This window comes from Paraburkholderia piptadeniae (genome assembly GCF_900007165.1).
GTDB lineage: Bacteria > Pseudomonadota > Gammaproteobacteria > Burkholderiales > Burkholderiaceae > Paraburkholderia > Paraburkholderia piptadeniae.
This window is the reverse complement of record NZ_CYGY02000030.1, coordinates 26,219-47,925: the sequence shown is the minus strand read 5'-3', so window position 1 is coordinate 47,925 and position 21,707 is coordinate 26,219. Positions and strand designations below refer to the sequence as shown.

Here is a 21,707-nt window from a genome sequence, read left to right as displayed (position 1 = left end):
GTTCTTCAGGAAACGGCGCCCAGACCATACTTGCCTGTCAACAGTTCGCCCGTTGCGAAGCGTTCGATCGAGTACGGCTTAAGCGATACATCCGTCGGCATGCCCAGTGCCTCTTGTGCGAGCACGCGGCCCACTGTCGGCGACAGCTTGAAGCCGTGACCCGAGAAGCCGTAGCCGACGATGAGACCTTCGATTCCGGGCAGCTTGCCGAGAACGGGGTTCCAGTCGGGCGTGACGTCGTAGACGCCCGTCCACGAGGAAGCGATGCCCGCCGTTTCGTACTCAGGGAAACGCTCGGCGACCTGGGCGCCGACGTCGACGATGTAGTCCATCGGAATGTCGCCCTGCTCGGTGTCGGCCGTGTTCAGCTTCTCGCCGACGACGCCTTCGCTGACCAGCATCTGGCTGCCGCCGTAACTGCGGTAGTAGAGCATGCCCGGGGATGCCAGATCCTTGAAGACGGGCATCTTGAACGTGTACTTTGCCGCTTCGCATTCGAGCGCGAGCACGGCATGGCGCTCCGGCATGATCGGAAGCTCACGGTCAGTCCAGCCCGCTAGCTCGGGTGTCCAGATGTTCTGCGTGCTGATCACGGTGGATGTGCTGAAGTCGCCGATGCTCGTCGATACGCCAACGACCTTGTCGTTCTCAAACAGAATCTTGTTGACGTTGACGTTTTCCTTGATCGTCACGCCGCCACGGCGTGCGGCGCGCGCAAAGCTTGTTGCGACGAGGTATGCATCCGCGAACCCGGCTTCCGGCTCGTAGCCGATAAGCGCTGCGTCATCGAAGCGGGCGATTGGCATCAACTCCCTGGCTTGTGGCTGGTTCAGCAGTTCGAGCGGAACGCCTTGCTCTTTCTGCTGATTCAGCGAGGCGCGCAGAGGTTCGAGCTTGTCACCCTCGCTCGCTACGATCATGTAGCCGCACTTGACCAGCCCGCACGACGCTTCCTCGTCGCCCAGGTAGGACGGGAAGTTGTTGAAGACTTCCCACGATTTCCTCGCCAGTTCGACGTTTTCCTTGACGGAGTAGTGGGTGCGCAGGATGCCTGACGACTGTGAGGTCGTTCCGGCGCCGATCAATCCGCGATCCAGTACCAGAACGTTCTTCGCCCCTAGCGTGGAAAGCTGGAAAGCCACAGAGCTGCCGATAACGCCGGCGCCAATCACAACCACATCGAAATTGTTCACGGTTTGCGTCCTTCATTGAGCAAGGTGTGAGTCAAGTGTGCGACCAGAAATAATTCCGCGCGGGAATATAAGCACGCTCTATTTTCAATTTAAGCGTCGCGAGGGCGGACTTAGTGGAATGTTGCATCTGCGGACGACCAGGATGACTTACCCCAACGCAAAATCCTGGATGTTTCGACTTCCCAAGGTATCCAGATTGGCGCAGTAAAAGAACTCGAAAACCGACGACGCAGCTTCCGGGAATGTTCGCTGAAGAGTCGGTGTGATGGTGTCCCGGGCAATTGAAAGGGCTTCACGCGAGACGGTTTCGGCTATGGTCGACCATTCGGAGCGCCGGGTCAGAATGAACATGTCGCGATGACCGGGCCGCATGTTGGGCAATGGGATCACCGTTGTGCTCCCGAGTAGTGCGCGATACCGATAGAGGCATAGCGGAGTGGTGATCGCGCAGCCGAACCCGGCGTCGACGAGACTCAGGAGTGCTTCCGTGCTGTCGAGTTCATATCGCTTCGGCGCGAACAGGCCTATCTGGCGCATGAAGCGCTCAATCTGCGCTCCCACTCGCGAGCCGGCGCTGTAGCGTAGAAGAGGGAGTTCGCGCACGATCTGTTCGAGCTCACGATGATCCGCGAATTTCTTCGGGGCAACTGCTACGAACTGCTCGGATAACAGGGGCCGTGCTTCAGTCTTTTCTATGTCCGCAACCGCGTCGCTGCATATAGCCAGTTCCAGCTCACCAGCAGACAGTCTGGCACTGAGCGTCTGAGTGGAGCCCGACGAAATCGTCAGATCGCTGACTTGTGGACCTAACAACTGGACCAGGCGCGGCGCGAAGATCGCGGCGAACGATTCGACGCAACCAATTCTCAGGCTTCGGGCTTGATTGCTTGCAGTTGACCGCACATGCGATGCGACTGCGTGAGCGTGTTCAAGGAGTCCCGTCGCACTCGAGAACAGGATCTTGCCGGCAGCGTTTGGCCTGACTGGCCGACACTCCCTGTCGAATAGCGCGACCCCCTGTTCTCGCTCCAGGGATGCGATCAATTGACTGACTGCGCTCTGCGTGACACCCAGAACCTTTGCGGCCTGTGTCATGGATCGCGTTTCGCAGACTGCCACGAATGCCTGAAGTGCATGGAGGTCCACTCCAACGGTCTCAGTTCGCATATCCACCTCCATCTTGGGTGAATGGTGCCGCGAGACTGACCGGGCCGAGCTAATCCAAACAATTCTTGAAACTAGCATAAGCGGCCGTTATGTGTTCCGTCTGGCAAATTCGTCTGTTCTACGATCCGCCTCGGTTGATCGTCGATAGGCGATCAGAACCTTGGTGCGGGCGATGTCATGTCCGTCTCCCTATGCTCACAAGTATTTTTTGAATATGGACGCGCAAAGTCTGCTCGAGCAATTCGGTCCGCGAGAAGCAATGGAATATGACGTGGTGATCGTCGGCGGCGGACCGGCGGGTCTGTCGGCGGCTATTCGTCTGAAGCAGCGCGCGGCGGAAAAAGGCGTCGATATTGGTGTCTGCGTGCTCGAAAAGGGCTCGGAAATCGGGGCGCATATCCTCTCGGGCGCGGTGATGGACCCGCGCGCATTGAATGAACTGATTCCGGACTGGAAGGAAAAAGGCGCGCCTCTGGACGTCGAAGTGACGGAAGACCGCTTCCTGTTCCTTTCCGAAACTGCCGCGAAAGCCGTCCCGAACTGGGCGCTGCCGGACAATTTCAAGAATCACGGCAACTACGTGATCAGCCTGGCCAATGTCACGCGCTGGCTGGGTCAGCAGGCCGAAGCGCTGGGCGTCGAGATCTTCCCGGGTTTCGCAGCGGCGGAAGTGCTGTACAACGACGACGGCTCCGTGAAGGGCGTGGCGACCGGCAACCTGGGGATCGGCAAGGACGGCGAGCCGACGGAAAACTTCCAGCTTGGCATGGAACTGCACGCGAAGTACACGCTGTTCTGCGAAGGCGCGCGCGGGCATCTTGGCCGTCAGCTGTCGGACAAGTTCAGGCTGCGCGACGGCGCCGATCCGCAGGTCTATGGCATCGGCATCAAGGAACTGTGGGAAATCGATCCGTCGAAGCACAAGCCGGGCCTTGTGATTCACACGGCCGGCTGGCCGCTCGATGCGCAGACCTACGGCGGCTCGTTCCTCTACCACATTGACAACAATCAGGTGATGGTGGGTTTTGTGGTCGGTCTCGGCTATTCGAACCCGTACCTGTCACCGTTCGAAGAGTTTCAGCGCTACAAGACGCATCCGGAAATCCGCAAGTTCCTCGAAGGCGGCAAGCGTGTGTCGTATGGCGCACGCGCGATCACGGCCGGCGGGCTGATGTCGCTGCCGAAACTCGTGTTTCCGGGCGGCGCCTTGGTCGGCGACGACGCGGGCTTCCTGAACGCCTCGCGTATCAAGGGCTCGCACGCGGCGATCAAGACGGGCATGCTGGCCGCCGATGCCGCGTTCGATGCGGTGCAGGCGGGCCGTCAGTCAGATGAACTCGCCGCGTATCCCGAGTCGTTCAAGACCTCGTGGCTGCACACCGAGCTGTACCGGGCGCGCAATTTCAAGCAGTGGATGAGCAAGGGCCTGTACCTCGGCACGCTGATGGTGGGCATCGAACAGAAGCTGCTGGGCGGCAACGTGCCGTGGACGCTTCGTCACCAGCACTGGGATCACGAGACGCTGAAGCACGCATCTCAGTGCAAGCCGATCGAGTATCCGAAACCTGATGGCAAGCTCACATTCGACCGGCTCTCGTCGGTGTTCATCTCGAACACCGATCACGAAGAGAACCAGCCCGCGCATCTGACGTTGAAAGACCCGTCAGTGCCTGTCGATGTGAACCTGCAAACCTATGCGGGCCCCGAAGCACGCTTCTGTCCAACTGGGGTCTATGAATTTGTTTCTGGCGATGACGGGCCCCGCCTACAGATCAATGCGCAGAACTGCGTGCATTGCAAAACCTGTGATATCAAAGATCCGACGCAGAACATCGTGTGGGTCACGCCAGAGGGAGGAGGCGGCCCCAACTACCCCAACATGTAGACGGCGCGAACTGTACGCATTCAACTGAGGGGAGTTGACGTCGCTGCTTTGGACATGTTCATCTTCCAGATCTGTCTGGTCGCGTCGTCGATCATTCCGTGAAAGATGCCGATGACCTCGCTGAGTGTCACGCTCGCTGCGACGCGATGCTCGATCCAGAGCCCGTGAACGAGCGCAAGCGCTTGAATGGCGTGGATTCTTGCCATCGCGTGATCGCACCCAGCCTGCTGCAGATCGAAGATGAAGTTGGATCGCAAGCGCTTCGAAAATGCGGCGCAAAGTCGCTGCACTTCCGGATCGTGAGCCGACGAACTCCACATGTGCGGCCAAACGTTGGCTGCACCTGGGCTCATCACCTCATCACTGAAGCACAAGTCTGCCGTGAACTTCATCCGCTCGACGGGATCTTCGATGCCCCGCCGGCCACTCGTCAACTGATCACGCACCCTGCGAATCATATGTTCGAACGTTTTGTAGACGAGGCTCTTCTTGTTTTCAAAGTGATGGTGAACAAGGCCGACCGACACGTTTGCATGTTCGCTGACCCGTCGGATTGTCAAATTCTCGAGACCGACATCACCGACGACCGCCAGCGTCGCATCGATAAGCCTCAGCCGCATTCCCTCGTAGGGACCCGGATCTTGCTTCCGGTCATCCTTCGCAGCGGCTGCCGTCGTCGTCGTTGTTTGCATGGCTCCCTCGTCTGTTCTGTGCATCCGCCGTCCAGGCGAACCGCGTAAGTGCGCCAGTTTACCCCGAACGTCCATTAGGACCTGATTCGCTCAATCTGCCGCGAAGCGTTGGCAGCCTCGTTCGCGAACTGTTTTTTTCTGGCTATTTAACTGAACAAATGTTCATTGTTTGCTGGTGTGAGAAAGCGATGATGTTGAACGGTTGTTCATAGTATTGACGGCTGTGGCGTAGGTGAATACCCGCGTTTCTATCGAAAACCGATCATTTCTGGGTGAACTGCGTTGAAAAATTATTTTTGACATCGAAAAATCGCGTATATAGTGATCTTCACGTTGTTGTTATTGAACGGATGTTCAGCTTAAGGCTGACTAATACTGTTGATTAAATGCGGTTTGGGCTGATCGGTAGTTCAGCTTTCGGGCGCCGCGATCGGGCATTGATCCCCGTGGTGCGTAGTCGAAGCCCACCGACACCTAACGTGAAAATGTTTGCAGCTTCGGGCGGAGAGCCGCTGATGTTGCAAAGTCCGCCGACGCGCTAGTGCCACGGGACACAACGCAATAAGTAGTAGACCTTATTAGTAAGCGAGGGCAGAAATGAGAATCCAGCTTGAGCTGATGCTCAGACAAACGGCGGCGGCAAAGGATGTCCGTCGTCGTGACGCCAGGTTCTTTCTGCTTTGCGATACGACGAGGTAACAGTTCGAAGTTGGCAGTCCACATCAGGAGTGTTTTTCTTTTTTTAACCGCGACGATTGGCTTCACCGTGCCACTAGACGTCAATAGGAAGGACAAAAGCATGAAACTGGAAATCAAGCATTCAGCGAAGGTTGCGTTGCTGGTCGCGACGGCGGCTGTGAGTGTCACTGCTAGCGCTGCTGATCTCGTATTTGCGAGTTGGGGCGGCTCATATCAGGACGCCCAGATCGCAACGGCAGTGAAGCCATTTGCTGCGAAGGTGGGCACCAACGTGAAGAGTGACGTCTACAACGGCGGCATCGCGCAGATTCGCAGCCAGGTCCAAACCAACAACGTGACCTGGGACGTAGTCGACATCCAGATGGCCGATGCTATCCGGGCGTGCGATGAAGGGCTGCTGGAAAAAGTCAATGTCGCCGCGCTGCCTGCCGCCAAAAACGGAACGCCTGCGAAGTCGGATTTCCTGCCCGGCGGCGTCACGGACTGCATGGTTGGCAACGTAGCGTGGTCGACTGTCATCACCTATAACAAGGAAGCCTTCAAGAACGGCGAGCCGAAGACCGTTGCGGATTTCTTCGACCTGAAGAAATTTCCCGGCAAGCGGGGCCTGCGGAAATCGCCCGAAGCGGCTCTTGAATGGGCGCTGCTCGCTGATGGCGTAAAGCCGGCCGACGTGTACAAGGTGCTGGCTACACCGGCGGGCGTCAACCGCGCGTTCAAGAAACTGGATACGATCAAATCCTCGATCGTCTGGTGGGAGGCGGGCGCCCAGCCGCCCCAGCTCCTGGCCGACCGCGAGGTCTCGATGACGAGCGCTTACTGCAACCGCATCTGGACCGCCATTGCTCAGGACAAGAAGCCGTTCGGGTTCGTGTGGGATGGTGAAGTGAAGAACATCGAGGGCCTCGCGGTCGTGAAGGGCACCAAGAACCTGAAGGCCGCTCAGGACTTTCTTAACTTCTCAACATCGACGGAACAGCTCGCGAAGCTCGGTTCTGCAACTGCATTGGGACCGATGCGCAAATCGTCGATCTCCATGGTCGATCCCTCAGTCAGCCCGTATCTGCCGACCAACCCGGCAAACGAGAAGACAGCAGTCGACGTCGACGTAGCCTTCTGGGCAGACCATTCCGACGACCTGAATCAGAAGTTCGCAGTGTGGCTCGGCACCAAGTAACTGATCACGCGGGAGGGCGCGCTCATTTCGGAGAGGTCGCCCACCCGTTTGCGATGAGTGCAGTTGAGCGTGGCGCTTTCCTGATCCCGGTTGCGGGAGCGTCGCAGGCAGTCTGCGGCGCTCTTTGCGTTCAACTGTCGTTGCACAAGTTTCGCGAGCGGCGCCAATGCTTCCGTCGTGTGTGACAGTTCAGACAAGAAGGCACCACAGCGCGAGAAATGGCGATGTACGGGAGCGCATCGCGTGCAGCAAGTTTGGCGTGTTGTAGATGCCGCCGCCTGGACCGGGATCGATCCATTCACCATCGCCCTGCCGGAACTCGCCAGGACTCAGCAGTACGTATGCCTCCTGTGGCGGGTGACTGTGATCCGGATAGCGGGTATTGGGAAGCATGATCGTGATGCCAAGCTGCACATCACTTCGGCTTTCGGCTCCGCCAGGCCCGCAAACGAAGCCATTCGCGTGTCGTTCGACGTAATCTTGACTACCGTTGGCACCGGACGCTCTTCGGCGCCACCCGAGAAGCGGCTCAACCGACTTGAGTGCCTTTGCAATGTCACTGAATCTCGCATCTCCAGAAAGCGTCATTAGCGATGCGTCGAGCCATTCACAGGCCGGATAGCGTGTACCCAACCTCTGTCCGTCGTCCGACGGGACCTCCAGTCTTGCGAATACCGCTTCGGCCATCTTGCGGGCCTCGACGGGAAGAAGTTGTGACGCGAAGTGCTGTCGAGCGACATGGATGAATTCGTTCACAACGGCGGGGCGGGTTGTCATCATTACCTCGTGATTTAAGGCAGTGCAATAGCCAACGGCGAAATGTGGCGAGTCCGATGATGATCCGCGGCATCGGTTCTGCCCGTTACCTAAGCCGCGCTTATGATCAATACAACACGGGCCAAATCTGGCGGAGCGCCTGTTTGATCGGAGTATGTTGAATCTCGGATTGGTGGGTGGAGACCTGATCCGGGAAACCCGATCGGACGTGCCGCGGAACGCTGCAGTGCCCGGGCATAACCAGAACGGGCCGGGTGGGTATCTGGCACGACTGACGGGCGGCGGCGCTTCCACTGCACGCGGCGGCACTTCGCGCGACGCCGGGGAACATCACTATTGGCAACGATGTACGAATCGAGAAGATCATGACATTCAAACGCACTTTCCACGCCGTCGAGACTCACTCCGGTGAGCCGATGCGCGTGATTACGGGCGGCGTTCCCCATATTCCGGGCAACACCGTCTATGAGCAGATGAAGTGGCTCGAAGAAAACGATGACCAGATCCGCATGCTGATGCTGCGGGAACCGCGCGGCTATCCGCCGCTGTGCTGCAATCTGGTGGTGCCGGCGAAACATCCGGATGCGGCAGCGGGCTACATCATCATGGAGCAGGTCGAGTATCCGGTGATGAGCGGCGGCAACACGATCTCGGTTGCAACCGTGCTTCTGGAAACCGGGATGATTCCGATGCAGGAGCCGGTCACTGAGTTTCAACTGGAAGCGCCGGCAGGTTTGATCGGTATCAGGGCCGAGTGCAGCAACGGAAAGGTCACGTCGGTTACGTTCCGGAACGTGCCCGCATTTGCGGCCCACATCGAGAAGGTCATCGACGTGCCGCATCTCGGTAAGGTCACCGTGGATGTGGGTTGGGGCGGCATGTTCTACGTCATTGCCGACGTTCGCCAGTTCAAGGGGCTCGAGCTCAAGCCGGAGCACGGTCGTGAGATCACCAGAGTCTCTGCACTGATCCTCAAGGCGGCCCAGGAGCAGTTGCCCGTCGCACATCCGCACTATCCTGGATACGGCATCACGATCGCGCAACTGTCTGGTCCGACCGGCAATCCGAATGCAGACTGGAAGAACGCTGTCACGGTTGCAAGCGGGGAGATCGACTTTGATAACCCGGCAACATGGACGGGCGCTATCGACCGCTGCCCATGCGGAACGGGCACATCTGCGAAGATGGCCACGCTTCATGCGAAAGGCCAGCTGGATCTGAACCAGCCTTTCCGGCACGAGGGCGTGTTGGGAACCGTGTTCACGGGAAACCTCGTCGAGCAAGCGAAGATCGGTGACTTCGAGGCCGTCGTGCCAACGATCTCCGGCCGTTCGTGGATCTATGGCTACAACACGTATGTGCTTGACCCTGACGATCCCTTCGTGAACGGCTTCACGATGGGCGACATCTGGGCCTGACGCACGGCGGTCATGATGGACCGTCTATTGGTGGGCGTCCGCATGCATGTGGGCGATGCGAGTGCAGTGAGACGGCTCGGCTCGTCCACTGTTTGCACTTGGGTGATGAGACTATGAAATACGACAGTGAAGTCGCGCGGCGGATAGCATACGAGGCGATCACGACGTCCGGAGCAAATGAGGCGATCGCTCATTCGCTCACCGAGGCTGTGATATCGGCAGAGCTTGCCGGTAGCAAGGCGGTTGGCTTTGCTCACCTTCCGGACTATCTGGACGGCTTCGTGAAGGGCAGAATTGCTGTGAATGCCGAGCCGCAAGTGACGTTTCCGGCCCAGGCGGCCGTGCGGGTCGACGCGCAGCGCGGAATCGCACAGTTCGCATACGATCGCGTTTTTGATGAGGTCGTTGAAAGAGCGAACACATACGGCGTCGTCGTGCTCGCGGTATCCAACAGCTTCACGGTCGGTGAGCTTGGCTACTACACGCGGCGACTCGCGGAAGCAGGTCTTGTTGCTGTGGGAACTTGCAATGCAACAGCCCAGATGACCACGCTGGAAAGTGGAAAGGCTGTCTACGGCACCAATCCCGTTTCTTTCGCTGCGCCAGTGGCGAACGGTCGGCCTCTTGTCATCGATCAGGCGTCGAGTGCCACTGCGTTCGTCAATGTCCGAAGGGCTGCCGAAGCCGGAGAGACCCTACCCGAGGGCTGGGCGGTGGATGAGCATGGCGAGCCGACCACCGACGCGAAAGCGGCCATCAAGGGCCTATTGCTGGCATTTGGTGGCGCCCGGGGAGCCAACATCGCGATGATGATGGAGATTCTTGCGGCTGGCTTGACCGGGGCCAACTGGTCAATGGACGCGCCTCATTACGCGCAAGGAAGCGAGACGCCTGGCGTCGGGCTTTTCCTCGTGGCCTTGAAGGCAGACGTCTTTGCGGAAGGTTTCGAAGCTCGCCTCTCCGCGCAGATCGACAGACTGGCGCAAGCGGGTGTCCGCATTCCAGGTAGTCACATCAAGGTGCATGAGATCGACGTCGCCGACGACGTCATGGAGAAGGTGCGTTCGTTTGGGCGCGCCACCACGTAGATATGACGGGCGCCCGGTAGCCGTTGCGCCACAGGGCGATCGGCCGGCGTCAGGTGCTGCCCGACCTGACGCCGGCAGGCGGTCAGATGCCTTGTTCCTTCAGTTTCGCGTCATACCACCGGCAGAACTGGTCGAGTGCTGCCTCCGTGTACTTCGAGTAGGGTCCGGGGACGTAAGCAGGATCTTGCGTGCCACTGTGAGTGCCTTGCACAAGGTCGGCATCCTGCTGGTTGGTTGCGAGCCACACTTCAGTGAGAGTCTTCACGTCGTAATCGACGCCCTCCACGGCGTCTTCGTGAACGAGCCATTTCGTGCGAACGAGCGTCTTGTCCGGTGCGATCGGAAGAATGAAAGCGACAATCGAATGGTCACTCATCACATGGGTCCACGAATTGTGCCCCCACATATGAACGTCACCGAGATCGCGGCGCGTGAGGTCTCCCATGAGCTTCGTGCACGCCACCTTGGTGCTCATGGTTTGCGATTCGTTGCTTCCCGCGATCACGAGACGCTGGGTGCGGAAGTTCGTATGCACGCTTTCGTCGAGCGACTCGAAGATCGAGCAGATGTAGCCTTCGCTTTCCCAGTTCTCCTTGTTTGCCGCGTTGCGCGCCACGTAGGCGTGATACGAAGCCATCGCTTCCTCTCCGAGACCATCCGGACAAAAGCCGAAATCTTCCGGGAGGAACGAGTTGGTCAACTCGGGGTGAGTTCCTTCGCAGTGGTAGCACTCGCGATTGTTTTCCATCACCAGCTTCCAGTTGCCGTTCTCGATGAGCTCGGATTCGAAAGCGATCTTCGTGCGCTGCATCTGATGCGGCGCGAAGCGGGGTGTCATGACTTCTTCCAGCTTCGCGATGTCGGCCGGGGGTTCGTCGGACAGACAAACGAAGATATGCGCGCCGACCACTTTCGTTTGAACTGGGATCAGGCTCCGGCATTTCGCGTCGAAATCCGTGCCCATATGCGACGTGTGCCTCAGGCTGCCATCGAGGTCGTAGGTCCATTGATGATAAGGACAGACCAGCATGCCCACGCTCGTCTTTCCGGGCTCCTTCATGATGCGCGATCCGCGATGGCGGCAGACGTTCCGGTACGTTCGGATGTTTTCGTCGTCGTCGCGAACGATCATAATCGATGCTTTGCCGATCTCGACGGTCGACACGTCACCGGGTTCGGGTACGTCGGCCGTGACGCCGACAAGAATCCAGAGCTTGTTGAAGAAGACATCCTGATCGTTTTCGAAGACGTCCTGACGGCTGAAAATTTCGCCGGGGAATCCGCAGCCGGGCACCCGGCTGTCGAGCAGTTCACGATGGGTTTTGATGGGGATGACAGACACTTTTTTGCTCCAGTCACGTTGTATTTCAGCGGGCGAAGGCGTGAAGCCGCAATGCCAGTATTGAAGTGCAAATTTGGAGCGTCAACGGCCTTTATTGTGCTGCCGGTATTACTCCATGTTATGCGAACCTTTGCGTTCGCCAGGCTGCGGGCACTTGCGACTGGCGGCGGCTTCACCGGCGCCGGTCATCTGATTCGCTGTGGGGAGAACTCCGCCATTCTCGCAATGGGTCCGAGGGTTGATTGCACTTCATTACTCAGGTAGAGAGAGTGAGATGAAAATTACAAGAGGCCCCAAGGGATATCGACGGATCATTCCGTCAATGACGGCGCTCGTCGAATTCGAGGCGGTTGCGCGTCTGTCGAGCTTTACAAATGCAGCAGCGGAACTCGGGGTGAGTCAAGCCGCAGTGAGCCGGCAGGTCAGGTTCCTTGAAGAGACGCTCGACGTAAAGCTCTTTCACCGGTTGCATCGGTCGATATCGCTCACCGTCGAAGGGGAATCGCTTTACCTCGTCGTCGCCGAGTCGATGCAGAAGATTGCGGGTGTCTTCGATCGCCTGTCTACAGGGATAGAGCAGCAGGAACTGGTTCTTGCGTCCACCGCCGCCTTCTCTCAGCTTCGTCTTCTGCCGCGCCTGGCGAATCTGAAGAAGCTACAGCCTCGGTTGAAGCTCCGGTTGACGACCCAGATGTTCACCGCTGATCTACGGCATAACGAGGTGGATGTAGCCGTCAGGTTTGGTGATGGCACGTGGAGAGACGGTTCATCGACGTTGCTCTTCGATGAAGAGGTCTTCCCCGTATGTTCGCCGCGCTGGCTGCGGGAAAACGCGGCGCCTCGGTCCCTTGAAGAGCTGGCGCAACTTCCGCTGGTCGAATCCGACTCGACATCCGAGGGATGGATGGGATGGGATGAGTGGTTCGCGTCTGTTGGACACCGCCCACCAAAGCTCAACTATGCGCTCCGGTGCAGCATTTACACCGACGCAGTGCAGGCAGCCCGGTACGGCCAGGGCATTGCGCTCGGCTGGGGGCGGCTGGTCCATGATCTCCTGGTATCAGGCGAGTTGGTGAGACTGGAGACGGCTACATGCAAGATGCGGGACGGGTATTACGTCGTGGTGCCGCACGGCAGATCGATCACATCATCCATCACCGGACTCATCGAATGGCTGAATGAAGATCCGTCTCCGATCTGACTGGCTACACATAGCACTGGACGACCGCGCGAGTACGGCACGACTGCAATAACCTGAAGTAATGCGGCGAGAAAAAATCAAGTGTGGTAGCTGTCGAATTTCCATCCTATGAACAGGCGAAGGCGTGCGACGCTGACCGTGCCTGTCAGGAGGCAGCGACGTTTGCGTTACAGGCGTCGAAACGGGAGTTGCCGGCTCTGCAGGGTGAATTGAGCTAGATGCGTTTGAATCAGGACGGCTCGCGCCTTCGTCGGCATCGTGATACGACGAAGGCGCGGGCGCGGCAAACGCAACGTGACGGTTAAATTACCGTGTCGCGTGTGAGATGCGACAACTTGGATCGCACGTCCTTCCACTCGTCGGCGGCTGGTAGCGGGGGTTGCCGGGTCGTGATCGCTGGCCATTCTTTGGCGAGCGAGGCGTTGAGTTCGATGAAAGCGTGCTGCTCGCCTCCCGTGATCTCCTCGGCCGGGGCGATCGCATCGACCGGGCACTCGGGGGCGCAGACGCCGCAATCGATGCATTCGTCCGGGTCGATGACGAGAAAGTTCGGCCCTTCGCGGAAGCAGTCGGTGGGACAGACTTCGACACAGTCCGTATAGCGGCACTGGATGCAGCTCTCGGTTACAACGTACGCCATTTCTCCTCCGGGGCGTGGATTGAATCGGGCTGTGACCCGCGCAGGCGGGCCGCAGCGCCGAAGTTACGCTTCGATCGCGAGTGGCTGCGGCGTCTCTGATGTCGCGCCCGGCACATATCGGCCCGTGTGTCTCGTGACAAGCTGCAGGGTTTTGTGCGGTGCGTCCGTTTCGGTTTCGAAGAAGAACTTCTTTTCTCCGAATGCAGGCACGAGATCATGGAGCCACGTCGCATTGGGATCGAACTTCGCATAGAACGGACGACGGACCCACTCGGGCTTGCGCGCTTGCAGGAACTGCAGCGCGAACACCTTTTCTCCAGCGATCTCGACGATGCCGTCAATCACGACCTTGCCCGGAAATGCGCTCATCGAAGGTCCACGGACCGTGCGAGCCAGGCCCGATACGGAACTGTACGCGGACTGGAAGATCTCGTATGCGCGGGCGAGCGGCAACTGGAAATAGTGGCTCGGGCCCGTATCCCGCTCGACAAACATGTAGTAGGGAATGGCGCCGAGCCGTACGCCCGTCGTCCAAAGTTCTACCCAGCCCTTCGGATCTTCGTTGATATGGCGGATCAGTGGGGCCTGCATGCGCAGCGTCGCACCCGTCGATACGATTCGTTTCACAGCCCGCTGCGCGATAGCGGTTCGAAGCTCGGCCGGATGATTGTAGTGGCCCATGATCGCCAGGTTTTTACCGGCGGCCACAACCTTTTCGAACAGCCGCAGCAGATCATCCGAATCCTTGTCCGTCACGAAGCGCTGAGGCCAATAGGCTACGGACTTTGTGCCAATACGGATATTCTGGATATGCGCGAGCTCGGGGACGAGCAGCGGCTCGATGTAGCCCGCGAGCGAACGAGTGTTCATGATGAGCGGATCGCCACCGGTGATCAGCACGTCGGTAACCTCGGGGTGCAGCTTGAGATAGGCGACCAGTTCGCTCGATTCACGCGCATCGAATTTCAGATCGTCCATTCCGACGAACTGCGGCCAGCGGAAACAGAAGGTGCAGTACGCGTGACATGTCTGCCCGGCACTGGGAAAGAATAGGACCGTCTCCCTGTATTTGTGCTGCAGACCATTCACTGGCTGGCCGTTCATAAAAGGCACGTTGTGCGTCATCTGACCGGCGGGATGGGGATTCATCGCGAGCCGGATGCCACGAACGGCATCGTCGATGGCGGCGTCATCCTTCTTCACCAGTACGAGGTCTCTCAGGTTCGAGTAGTCGGATGGAGAAAGCATGTCCTGATGCGGAAACGTCAGACGGTAGATCGGATCGTCGGGGACATTGTTCCAGTCGATCAGTTCGTCCATCACGTACTGGTTGGTTCGGAACGGCATGACACGGGAGACGACCTGTACGGCTTCGCGAAGTTCTTCCGGGAGTAGCTGCCATTGAGGCGCCTGGCTGATCGTCTGGCGGGTATAAGGCTTGAACTTGGCAGGAAGTGAATCGGAAGTCATGAAGCATCCTCTATAAAGTGGAGTGTTGTATAAATAGGAATGCAAAGAAAATATGATATTCGCGCGCGCCAGATATATTGTGAAGCGAGCGCTACAACGCGGACCCACTCATCCGGATGACCAGAGAGCTAGTGAAGGCAATAGGACCGGGTACTTCCCGTATGTCATGGAAGTCATTGTTACTTCATGGTCGACGGGCAGCAAACGATATAAACTCGCAACGTTGTGCGTTTGAGGAATGAACGTGAGGCGAAGAATCCCGAGTATCGAAGCGCTGATCGCTTTTGAGGCAGCAGCGCGCCATCTGAGCTTTACCCGCAGCGCCGATGAGCTGGCTTTGACACAGAGCGCCGTCGGCCGTCAAGTGGCGAGCCTGGAGGATTATCTGGGCGTACCGCTGTTTAACCGTGTGAAGAAGAGGCTCAGCCTGACCGAGATAGGTGAGGTATATGCGAGGCAGGTTCGCGAAGATCTTGACCGGATAGAGCGGAATGCCCTGGCGGCAATGGCGCATCGGAACGCCGGCGGGATTCTTGAGCTTGCCGTCATTCCGACGTTCGCAACCCGGTGGCTGATTCCCCGGCTTCCACAGTTCTATGCGGAGCATGAACACGTTACGGTCAACCTGACGACACGGGCAGAACCATTCCTGTTCACAGACACGCCGTTTGACGCAGCTATTCACTTCGGCGATCCCGTATGGCCCGGGTCCATAACGACCTACCTCTTCGGTGAGGAGATGACGCCGGTTTGCAGTCCGCGACTATTGCAGGGAAGAAACTCGCTCGAGCCTCAGGACGTCCCTAAGTTTACGCTGCTTCACCAGTCAGCAAGACCGGATGCATGGCGGCAATGGCTCGCGCAGGCTGGCATTGCTGATGACATCGATTGCATGCGAGGGCAGCGTTATGAACTGTTCTCGATGCTCGTCGAAGCGGCGCGTGCCGGACTTGGCATTGCACTTGTTCCTCGGTTCTTTGTATCGCACGAGGTCGAGACGGGAGAACTGGTGCTACCGTTCAGCATGTCTCTACGGAGCGAAAAGGGATACTACTTTGTCTATCCCGAGTCCAAGCAGAATTCACCGCAACTGCAGGCGTTCGCGCACTGGCTGCTTGCGGAAGCCGGCAGATATGCCCAACGCGAGGCATGACGATGATGGTCCACGTGATCATGTCGACGTGGATCGCACACTCCTGTATGACGTTCAACGATCACGACATCTGATCCCAGTGTGCACGGCAGTTCAACGCACGTGATTAATGCGCCTTCTTTCGGCGTGCAGTGCGAGCCAGAAAATCAAAGCGCAGTTAAGCTCATCATTTGGGTTGCTGATATTAGCCGGAAGTCATGGCTTCCTCGGCATTATGAGAAGAGACTAAACCATCGAGGAAGCCGATCTCCTTTCCTTGTACGAAGGGGCGTGGGCTTTGACACGGTCCGCTGTTCGCTCGCAGGCGCTCGAGGCGCGAGCGCAATGATATTTCGATCGTAGCGGTGATTCCATGCATATCCGACAAGGTCTCCCTACTTCCGACGTGACCGCCGGGAAATACCCCACGTATCAACTTGGCTCGGGCTGGAATGCGATGCTGCCCGAGCGTCCAAAGTGTTCTCGAACGAGTATCCGGCGGTTCGGCACGATTGTGATCGGTGGTGGATACACGGGTCTTGCTGCCGCGCGCCGCATCGCAGAGATGCAGCCCGACCAGCCAGTGTTGGTGCTTGAAGCCTCGACCATAGGCGAAGGTTCGTCCGGGCGCAATTCGGGTTTCGTTATCAATCTGCCGCACAACACCAAGATGGGCGGCCACACCAGCCCGCTGGAAATTGCTCGCAAGCAGATTCGCCTGTATGACGCTGGTTTGCGTTGGCTTGAGCAGGTCGTTCGCGAACATCGGATTGACTGTAGCTGGAATCCGGCCGGAAAGTTCCATGCCGCAGCGAGCGATTCGGGCGTAGAGAATCTCAGCGTATCATTGGCTCAATACCGGGAATGGGGCGTGAACTTCGAAGAGTATGATCGCGATGCGCTGCGGGAAAAGCTCGGCACCGGCTACTACCGTTACGGATTTCATTCGCCCAATAATGTTTTCGTCCAGCCTGCCGCATTGATCCGGGGACTGGCAGATAGTCAGCCATCGAACGTCGTTCTGATCGAGAACGAGCCTGTCATTCAGCTTAGCGAATCCTCTCCGTTTCGGATCACCACATCCGAGGCGGAATACATGGCTGATCGAGTCATATTGGCCAACAACGGGTTCGCCAAAGCGTTAGGCATACTGCGTGACAGGCTGATCACGATCTTCACCTATGCGGCGGTCACTCCCAGGCTCTCCGAGTCGGAGCTGAAGAAACTCGGCGATACCCAAGAGTGGGGCGTCATACCCGCCAACCGTCTGGGCACGACATTGCGCCGTGTCCACGATGGACGATTCATGGTGCGCAGCGCCTATTCATATGAGCGGGAGCAGTCACCTTCCGATACGCTGGCTCAGCTGACGAGCTGCTATCAGCGCCGCTATCCGAACATGAAAGCTCATGATTTCGAGTATGTGTGGGGAGGGACAACGGCGTTGACACGCAACGGCGCCACGTTCTTTGGAGAGCTGCGTCCCGGCCTGTTCGCATCATTGGGATGCAATGGCGCCGGCGTGCTGAAAGGAACGACATACGGCAAGTTATTGGGCGAGATGGCCATGGGTGCCCAGTCTTCGCAACTGTCTGACGCGCTCAGTCTGGAAGGCCCGAGCTGGCTACCTCCGGAGCCGATCAGACGCATAGGCGTCGTTTCGTCGATCAAATACCAGGCCGCGCTCGCCGGTGCTGAACGCTAGTTTTCTATCGCCAACGACACGAAGAGGAGTGAAGATGCCCGAAATCAAGCGTAGCCATGTAGGGAAGCGTCTGTCCGAAGTCGCCATCCATCAGGGAACGATCTACCTTGCCGGTCAGGTACCTGAAGACATTACGCAGGACATGGCGGGTCAGACACGCCAGGTGTTGGCATCGATCGATGCACTACTTGCAGAACATGGGTCCGACAAATCACGCATTCTGTCATGCCAGATTTTTCTGTCCGATATGTCACAGGCTGCGGCGATGAATGAAGTGTGGGACGCGTGGGTGCCGTCGGGACACACGCCGCCGCGTGCGACGGTGGGGGCGACTCTGGCACAGCGCGAAAAGCTGATCGAAGTCGTGATCGTGGCGGCTGTCTAGATTCACGTGTCTGCCTTTAAACGGCACGCCGGTCTGCGACTGGGAGCGCGTGTGGCATTTAGACAAGACGGCTATATAGTTTAATGAACGGGCGGTGTTCGTAAGTCTTCCCTTATGAACAGTGCCCGTAGGTCATGGTGGCGAGCGGCGGACGCAGGTGCGTGTTCGCTTCGGGTGGCAGTTCGACATCCGCTTCGCGCTCGGCTCTCCAGTGCGCCGCTGTCGTTTGCTTCATGGATGGTGCGGGGCCAGACGGGCATGGCGCGTGCTGAAGCGGGGTGGCGTCTCACGAGACTACCCGAGGGGAGCGTACCTATGACGACCAATATCATTGTCCTGTTGAACGCGTTAATCGAAACGTCGAAAGACGGCGAGCGCGAATTCATGAAAGCAGCCAAGGAGGTGCGGCACTCGAGTGTGAACGATGCATTGCTCGAAAGTGCCGAACTCTGCTCGCGTGATGCGCGCGAACTGCATAACCTCGTGTTGGAGCTTGGCGGCAGGCCTAAAAGTGACGGCAGCGTGGCGGGTATGTTGCATCGCGGCTGGCTCGGTTTGAAGTCTGCAGTCGGCGGCCTCACCGATCATGCGATCCTTGCCGATTGCGAAAAGGAAGAAGATGCTGCAGAGAAGCGGTTTCACGATGCACTTGAGCAGGATCTGCCTGCTGATGTGAATGCCGTTGTCGAGCGGCTTTATCTGGGCCTGGCACAGGATCACGATCGCATTCGCGCGTTGCGCGATCAATATGCGCCGGTCAAAGCCTGAACGCAGCTGCCCGTGCAGAGTGGTATTCCCGTTCGTATGATTTGGGCGGTTCGTGTTTCTCGTGCGCGTCGAGGCGGGCATCCGGAGGTGCGCGATATGCGGTGGGACAAAAACGCTGTCTGAACGGTTAGAGGAATCTCGACCGCCTCGATCATGCACGGATGGTAGAAACTGCCGACCGTTGGCAGAATCTACCCGGCCTTTGATCAGCGAGCAGCTGCTGGGGAGCGTACCGGTTACTCCGAACCCTGAAGAACGGCCGGCCTATGGTGGTGAATGTTACGACGGCTTTGGAGCAGGCCCAGACATGACGACGCGCGAAGCGACAAGGGAGCACCAGGCGAAAACCCTCGCTCGGCATGTATCGACGCGGAGAACGAACTGAGGAAAATCATCGGGCACACATGCTGCGTCAATCGAGGCGGTCTATCGTCTACGCAGCTGGCCGCGTGGTGCGGCCAGCGGAGCCGAGATCCCGGGTCGCCTGCATAAAGGCGGCCCCTGTCGAAAAATAATGCCGCGTTCAGCCACGACACCCGATCCACCTCCAACAGCTGCCAGAGGCGGTAACGTGCTATCGCCACGAGAACCCATCCTGGTCTGCGCCACCGCTCGCACGTTTGGCGTTCGCTGTCGTCCTGGACAGTTGCAGGTCATCACGCTATGGCAGGTCATCGGTCAGTACGCGTCGCACGTGCGGCGCTGCCGCGCAGTGGCGAATAGCGGCGCGATCTACGAAGAAATGAGCCTGATTCTCACGTGGGTCCCGGACGACGCGCTGATCGCCATGGCAAACCGTCTTGCTGCGCTGCCGTGGGTGCTCGACGTATGGTTCTGCCCTTGATCGAATGATTGACCGACTTACGACCAGGGCAGCGCGAAGTCCGCGATGATACGGAGCGCCGTACCACGTCCCGCTCGCTGCCTTTCCACATCAGTTAGCGATTTGGGGCAATCGAGGGCGTCGTCGAGCTGTCCACCTCACGTGTCAGCGCGCGCAGCGGCTCGGCAATGGTGACGGCGTATGGCCTTGTGCCGTTCATCGCGCGCAGTGCCGCGGGCAGCGCTTCAATCTGCGCTTTGCAATAGACGCGAGCCTGATCGAGCGGCACCTGTGGCTGGATGCGCTGCCCCGCCTTGATGACGGGACTGAGCAGCGCCATGCCATCCTGTTGATCCGTTGCGAGGGTGAGCACATCGTGCAGCAGGTGGCCGCTTTCATCGACGTATCGATATACCTGCTTTCGGCCCGGCCAAGTGGCTTTGTGCTCCGAGCGTTTGCGACGTGCCCGACCGGCATATTCCTGCAGCTTGTAAACACAGTCCAGGTACGGTGCGTCAGCCGACGTGCCCACATGCGTGCCGACGCCATAACCATCGATAGGTGTGCCTTGTCGTTGCAGTGCTTCGAGCCGGTATTCATCCAGGTTTCCGCTTGCAAATATCTGCGTCTGCCGCAGCCCGCCCGCATCGAGAATGGCGCGTACGCGCCGCGCGTGTTCCCCAAGGTCGCCACTATCAATCCGTACCGCGCGGATTTCGATCCCATCGGTCCTGAGCCGGTGGGCGAGCGCGACAACCTTGCGGGCGGCCGCTTCGGTGTCGTATGTGTCGATCAGCAGGGTATTGTTCGCCTGGGCACGGGCGAATGCCTCGAACGCATCCAGTTCATCGTCATGCACCTGAATGAACGAATGCGCCATGGTGCCGAACAATGGGATGCCGAACCAGGCATTCGCCGGCACGGTTGCGGTGCCGGCAAATCCTGCCAGATAGCTGGCGCGTGCCGAGAGCAAGGCCGCTTCCGCTCCATGCGCCCGCCGTAGTCCGAAATCGATCACGGGCTTGTTCGCCGCAGCCTGCACACAACGGGCAGCCTTGCTGGCAACGAGCGTCTGGTAATGAAGCAGGTTGAGCAGCCGGCTCTCCACCAGTTGAGCCTCGCGCAGCGGCGCAGCAATCTGGAGCAACGGCTCGTTCGGAAAGCAGACTGTACCTTCGGGCATGGCCAGGACGTCGCCGGTGAAGTGCAGATCGGCAAGCGATGCGATGAATGCCGGGGTAAATCGCCCGCTTCGATGCAGCCAGTCGCGTTCATCGTCGCGCAGACGCAGCGCGGTCAGATACTCAATGGCCTGTTCCAGCCCCGCTGCGACAAGAAAATTGCGCTGCGGCGGTAGCGTCCGGACGAACAGCTCGAACACCGCAAGCCCGTTCATGCCACGCTCGAAATAAGTCTGCAGCATGGTGAGCTCGTACAGGTCGGTTAGCAGCGCACCGTCACAGGACGGCACGCCGGCTGTGTCATTGATCGGCATACGTTCCTCCTGATGCTCCGTGCAGGCGTTCTTGTCGCTCACAAGGTGCCGCAAACACCGGCGCCTTGAGATTGGCGAGCGCCACCGCGGGGCCGCGAACGTGATACCGCCCCTCGGCCACCGAATTGCGCCCGTACAGTTGTCGCAGCATTTCCTGTGCAGGCGGCGGTATGGCAGGCATCGTATCCGTGTTCGATGCCATCAGATCCGCAGGCTCGATGTGTTCGCCGGGCGGATACTCGTGCATCATCCGCGACCAGATCAGGTTGCGCGATTGAAGCAGCTAAAAGGCACGTGCCATCTGCCGGCCGTCGAGATAGCCCTGATCCCACATTAGCGCATCGGGATCAGCAGGTTCGTTTTACCCGCGAACAGGCCCAGTTCACCGGGCCTCGCGCGCGCATGCGATGTGCCTCGCAGTGATGCGGTGAGGTGGAGCCGGCTGCTCCTCGAGGTTATTAAGAACGGATTTGGGGGTATGGTTATTGCGCAATTGCGATCGCAGGCCGCGTCGCACGGCGTGATCCGGCGGCGTGCGCAGCAGGGAAGGAGCAGTGTAGTGCGAGAGAAATCAGCGCATCGAGACAGGCCGGGAAATCAGCGCGGCGTCCCGTCTGGAATTCGCGACACAGTTGCGGCTAGAGCTCGCC

General features: G+C 58.7%; 20 protein-coding genes and 1 pseudogene. 11 read left to right on the top strand and 10 right to left on the bottom strand.

The window, feature by feature from the left end:
- Window positions 1-5 precede the first annotated feature (5 nt).
- The gene (locus tag BN2476_RS15015; protein WP_087734963.1) at window positions 6-1,193 is read right to left on the bottom strand and encodes an NAD(P)/FAD-dependent oxidoreductase; all 1,188 of its coding nucleotides are present in this window, start codon (window positions 1,191-1,193) and stop codon (window positions 6-8) included.
- A gap of 147 nt (window positions 1,194-1,340) precedes the next feature.
- Window positions 1,341-2,360: a LysR family transcriptional regulator gene (locus BN2476_RS15010; protein WP_160111719.1), complete on the bottom strand. Its 1,020-nt coding sequence runs from the start codon at window positions 2,358-2,360 to the stop codon at window positions 1,341-1,343.
- 214 nt (window positions 2,361-2,574) lie between these two features.
- On the opposite strand from BN2476_RS15010, the gene BN2476_RS15005 reads away from it, so the two are divergent.
- Window positions 2,575-4,245 (top strand): electron transfer flavoprotein-ubiquinone oxidoreductase, encoded by a 1,671-nt coding sequence (locus tag BN2476_RS15005; RefSeq protein ID WP_087734961.1) that lies wholly within the window; start codon window positions 2,575-2,577, stop codon window positions 4,243-4,245.
- Between the two features lie 20 nt (window positions 4,246-4,265).
- Here BN2476_RS15005 and betI read toward each other — a convergent pair whose 3' ends face one another.
- Window positions 4,266-4,937, bottom strand: coding sequence for a transcriptional regulator BetI (betI, locus tag BN2476_RS15000; RefSeq protein ID WP_087734960.1), 672 nt, complete (start codon window positions 4,935-4,937; stop codon window positions 4,266-4,268).
- Window positions 4,938-5,736: 799 nt separating this feature from the next.
- Here betI and BN2476_RS14995 point away from each other — a divergent pair.
- Window positions 5,737-6,813: an ABC transporter substrate-binding protein gene (locus tag BN2476_RS14995; protein ID WP_087734959.1), complete on the top strand. Its 1,077-nt coding sequence runs from the start codon at window positions 5,737-5,739 to the stop codon at window positions 6,811-6,813.
- Between the two features lie 189 nt (window positions 6,814-7,002).
- Here BN2476_RS14995 and BN2476_RS14990 read toward each other — a convergent pair whose 3' ends face one another.
- Window positions 7,003-7,590 carry a dimethylsulfonioproprionate lyase family protein gene (locus tag BN2476_RS14990; protein ID WP_087735124.1) on the bottom strand — a complete coding sequence of 196 codons (588 nt, stop codon included), beginning with the start codon at window positions 7,588-7,590 and terminating at the stop codon, window positions 7,003-7,005.
- Between the two features lie 365 nt (window positions 7,591-7,955).
- On the opposite strand from BN2476_RS14990, the gene BN2476_RS14985 reads away from it, so the two are divergent.
- Both BN2476_RS14985 and BN2476_RS14980 read left to right on the top strand, forming a co-directional pair.
- The gene (locus BN2476_RS14985; RefSeq protein WP_087734958.1) at window positions 7,956-9,008 is read left to right on the top strand and encodes a proline racemase family protein; all 1,053 of its coding nucleotides are present in this window, start codon (window positions 7,956-7,958) and stop codon (window positions 9,006-9,008) included.
- A 113-nt stretch (window positions 9,009-9,121) separates the two neighbouring features.
- Window positions 9,122-10,096: an Ldh family oxidoreductase gene (locus BN2476_RS14980; RefSeq protein ID WP_087735123.1), complete on the top strand. Its 975-nt coding sequence runs from the start codon at window positions 9,122-9,124 to the stop codon at window positions 10,094-10,096.
- Window positions 10,097-10,178: 82 nt separating this feature from the next.
- Here the strand turns inward: BN2476_RS14980 and BN2476_RS14975 are convergent, their stop codons facing one another.
- Window positions 10,179-11,438 (bottom strand): aromatic ring-hydroxylating oxygenase subunit alpha, encoded by a 1,260-nt coding sequence (locus tag BN2476_RS14975; RefSeq protein ID WP_087734957.1) that lies wholly within the window; start codon window positions 11,436-11,438, stop codon window positions 10,179-10,181.
- A gap of 322 nt (window positions 11,439-11,760) precedes the next feature.
- Between BN2476_RS14975 and BN2476_RS14970 the strand changes: the two genes are divergently transcribed.
- Window positions 11,761-12,639: a LysR substrate-binding domain-containing protein gene (locus BN2476_RS14970; protein WP_218274520.1), complete on the top strand. Its 879-nt coding sequence runs from the start codon at window positions 11,761-11,763 to the stop codon at window positions 12,637-12,639.
- Window positions 12,640-12,719: 80 nt separating this feature from the next.
- Window positions 12,720-12,857 (top strand): annotated as a pseudogene (locus tag BN2476_RS14965) (DUF1330 domain-containing protein); the annotation flags it as partial.
- 83 nt (window positions 12,858-12,940) lie between these two features.
- Here BN2476_RS14965 and fdxA read toward each other — a convergent pair.
- Both fdxA and BN2476_RS14955 read right to left on the bottom strand, forming a co-directional pair.
- On the bottom strand, window positions 12,941-13,279 hold the full coding sequence (gene fdxA / locus BN2476_RS14960) for a ferredoxin FdxA (RefSeq protein ID WP_087734955.1): 339 nt from the start codon (window positions 13,277-13,279) through the stop codon (window positions 12,941-12,943).
- A gap of 63 nt (window positions 13,280-13,342) precedes the next feature.
- Window positions 13,343-14,749, bottom strand: a complete 1,407-nt coding sequence (locus BN2476_RS14955) for a KamA family radical SAM protein (RefSeq protein ID WP_087734954.1) — start codon at window positions 14,747-14,749, stop codon at window positions 13,343-13,345.
- Between the two features lie 244 nt (window positions 14,750-14,993).
- Between BN2476_RS14955 and gcvA the strand changes: the two genes are divergently transcribed.
- The 3 genes from gcvA to BN2476_RS14940 all read left to right on the top strand — a co-directional run bounded on the left by gcvA (window position 14,994) and on the right by BN2476_RS14940 (window position 17,971).
- Complete coding sequence (gene gcvA, locus BN2476_RS14950; RefSeq protein ID WP_087735121.1) at window positions 14,994-15,902, top strand: transcriptional regulator GcvA; 909 nt, start codon at window positions 14,994-14,996, stop codon at window positions 15,900-15,902.
- Between the two features lie 352 nt (window positions 15,903-16,254).
- On the top strand, window positions 16,255-17,586 hold the full coding sequence (locus tag BN2476_RS14945) for an NAD(P)/FAD-dependent oxidoreductase (protein ID WP_162849248.1): 1,332 nt from the start codon (window positions 16,255-16,257) through the stop codon (window positions 17,584-17,586).
- Between the two features lie 34 nt (window positions 17,587-17,620).
- Window positions 17,621-17,971, top strand: coding sequence for a RidA family protein (locus BN2476_RS14940; protein ID WP_087734953.1), 351 nt, complete (start codon window positions 17,621-17,623; stop codon window positions 17,969-17,971).
- 112 nt (window positions 17,972-18,083) lie between these two features.
- Here the strand turns inward: BN2476_RS14940 and BN2476_RS49335 are convergent, their stop codons facing one another.
- Window positions 18,084-18,206 (bottom strand): hypothetical protein, encoded by a 123-nt coding sequence (locus BN2476_RS49335; protein WP_268957902.1) that lies wholly within the window; start codon window positions 18,204-18,206, stop codon window positions 18,084-18,086.
- Window positions 18,207-18,286: 80 nt separating this feature from the next.
- Between BN2476_RS49335 and BN2476_RS14935 the strand changes: the two genes are divergently transcribed.
- Together BN2476_RS14935 and BN2476_RS14930 are read left to right on the top strand one after the other, a co-directional pair.
- The gene (locus tag BN2476_RS14935; protein ID WP_087734952.1) at window positions 18,287-18,739 is read left to right on the top strand and encodes a PA2169 family four-helix-bundle protein; all 453 of its coding nucleotides are present in this window, start codon (window positions 18,287-18,289) and stop codon (window positions 18,737-18,739) included.
- Between the two features lie 571 nt (window positions 18,740-19,310).
- Window positions 19,311-19,583 carry a hypothetical protein gene (locus tag BN2476_RS14930; RefSeq protein ID WP_143810970.1) on the top strand — a complete coding sequence of 91 codons (273 nt, stop codon included), beginning with the start codon at window positions 19,311-19,313 and terminating at the stop codon, window positions 19,581-19,583.
- 94 nt (window positions 19,584-19,677) lie between these two features.
- On the opposite strand, the gene BN2476_RS14925 is transcribed toward BN2476_RS14930, so the two are convergent.
- Both BN2476_RS14925 and BN2476_RS14920 read right to left on the bottom strand, forming a co-directional pair.
- Complete coding sequence (locus BN2476_RS14925) at window positions 19,678-21,057, bottom strand: nicotinate phosphoribosyltransferase (RefSeq protein ID WP_087734950.1); 1,380 nt, start codon at window positions 21,055-21,057, stop codon at window positions 19,678-19,680.
- On the bottom strand, window positions 21,044-21,307 hold the full coding sequence (locus tag BN2476_RS14920; RefSeq protein WP_087734949.1) for a hypothetical protein: 264 nt from the start codon (window positions 21,305-21,307) through the stop codon (window positions 21,044-21,046). The genes BN2476_RS14925 and BN2476_RS14920 overlap by 14 nt, the downstream gene beginning before the upstream one ends.
- Between the last annotated feature and the right edge of the window lie 400 nt (window positions 21,308-21,707).

Excerpts from the sequence above, each read along its gene's own strand:
- BN2476_RS14970 (WP_218274520.1), top strand. The coding sequence starts at position 11,761 with ATGACGGCGCTCGTCGAATTCGAGGCGGTTGCGCGTCTGTCGAGCTTT.
- BN2476_RS14935 (WP_087734952.1), top strand. The coding sequence starts at position 18,287 with ATGACGACCAATATCATTGTCCTGTTGAACGCGTTAATCGAAACGTCG.
- BN2476_RS14985 (WP_087734958.1), top strand. The coding sequence starts at position 7,956 with ATGACATTCAAACGCACTTTCCACGCCGTCGAGACTCACTCCGGTGAG.
- BN2476_RS14925 (WP_087734950.1), bottom strand. The coding sequence starts at position 21,057 with ATGCCGATCAATGACACAGCCGGCGTGCCGTCCTGTGACGGTGCGCTG.
- BN2476_RS14955 (WP_087734954.1), bottom strand. The coding sequence starts at position 14,749 with ATGACTTCCGATTCACTTCCTGCCAAGTTCAAGCCTTATACCCGCCAG.
- betI (WP_087734960.1), bottom strand. The coding sequence starts at position 4,937 with ATGCAAACAACGACGACGACGGCAGCCGCTGCGAAGGATGACCGGAAG.
- BN2476_RS14980 (WP_087735123.1), top strand. The coding sequence starts at position 9,122 with ATGAAATACGACAGTGAAGTCGCGCGGCGGATAGCATACGAGGCGATC.
- BN2476_RS15010 (WP_160111719.1), bottom strand. The coding sequence starts at position 2,360 with ATGCGAACTGAGACCGTTGGAGTGGACCTCCATGCACTTCAGGCATTC.
- BN2476_RS14990 (WP_087735124.1), bottom strand. The coding sequence starts at position 7,590 with ATGACAACCCGCCCCGCCGTTGTGAACGAATTCATCCATGTCGCTCGA.
- fdxA (WP_087734955.1), bottom strand. The coding sequence starts at position 13,279 with ATGGCGTACGTTGTAACCGAGAGCTGCATCCAGTGCCGCTATACGGAC.
- BN2476_RS49335 (WP_268957902.1), bottom strand. The coding sequence starts at position 18,206 with ATGAAGCAAACGACAGCGGCGCACTGGAGAGCCGAGCGCGAAGCGGAT.
- BN2476_RS14995 (WP_087734959.1), top strand. The coding sequence starts at position 5,737 with ATGAAACTGGAAATCAAGCATTCAGCGAAGGTTGCGTTGCTGGTCGCG.
- BN2476_RS14920 (WP_087734949.1), bottom strand. The coding sequence starts at position 21,307 with ATGATGCACGAGTATCCGCCCGGCGAACACATCGAGCCTGCGGATCTG.
- BN2476_RS14940 (WP_087734953.1), top strand. The coding sequence starts at position 17,621 with ATGCCCGAAATCAAGCGTAGCCATGTAGGGAAGCGTCTGTCCGAAGTC.
- BN2476_RS14945 (WP_162849248.1), top strand. The coding sequence starts at position 16,255 with ATGCATATCCGACAAGGTCTCCCTACTTCCGACGTGACCGCCGGGAAA.
- BN2476_RS15005 (WP_087734961.1), top strand. The coding sequence starts at position 2,575 with ATGGACGCGCAAAGTCTGCTCGAGCAATTCGGTCCGCGAGAAGCAATG.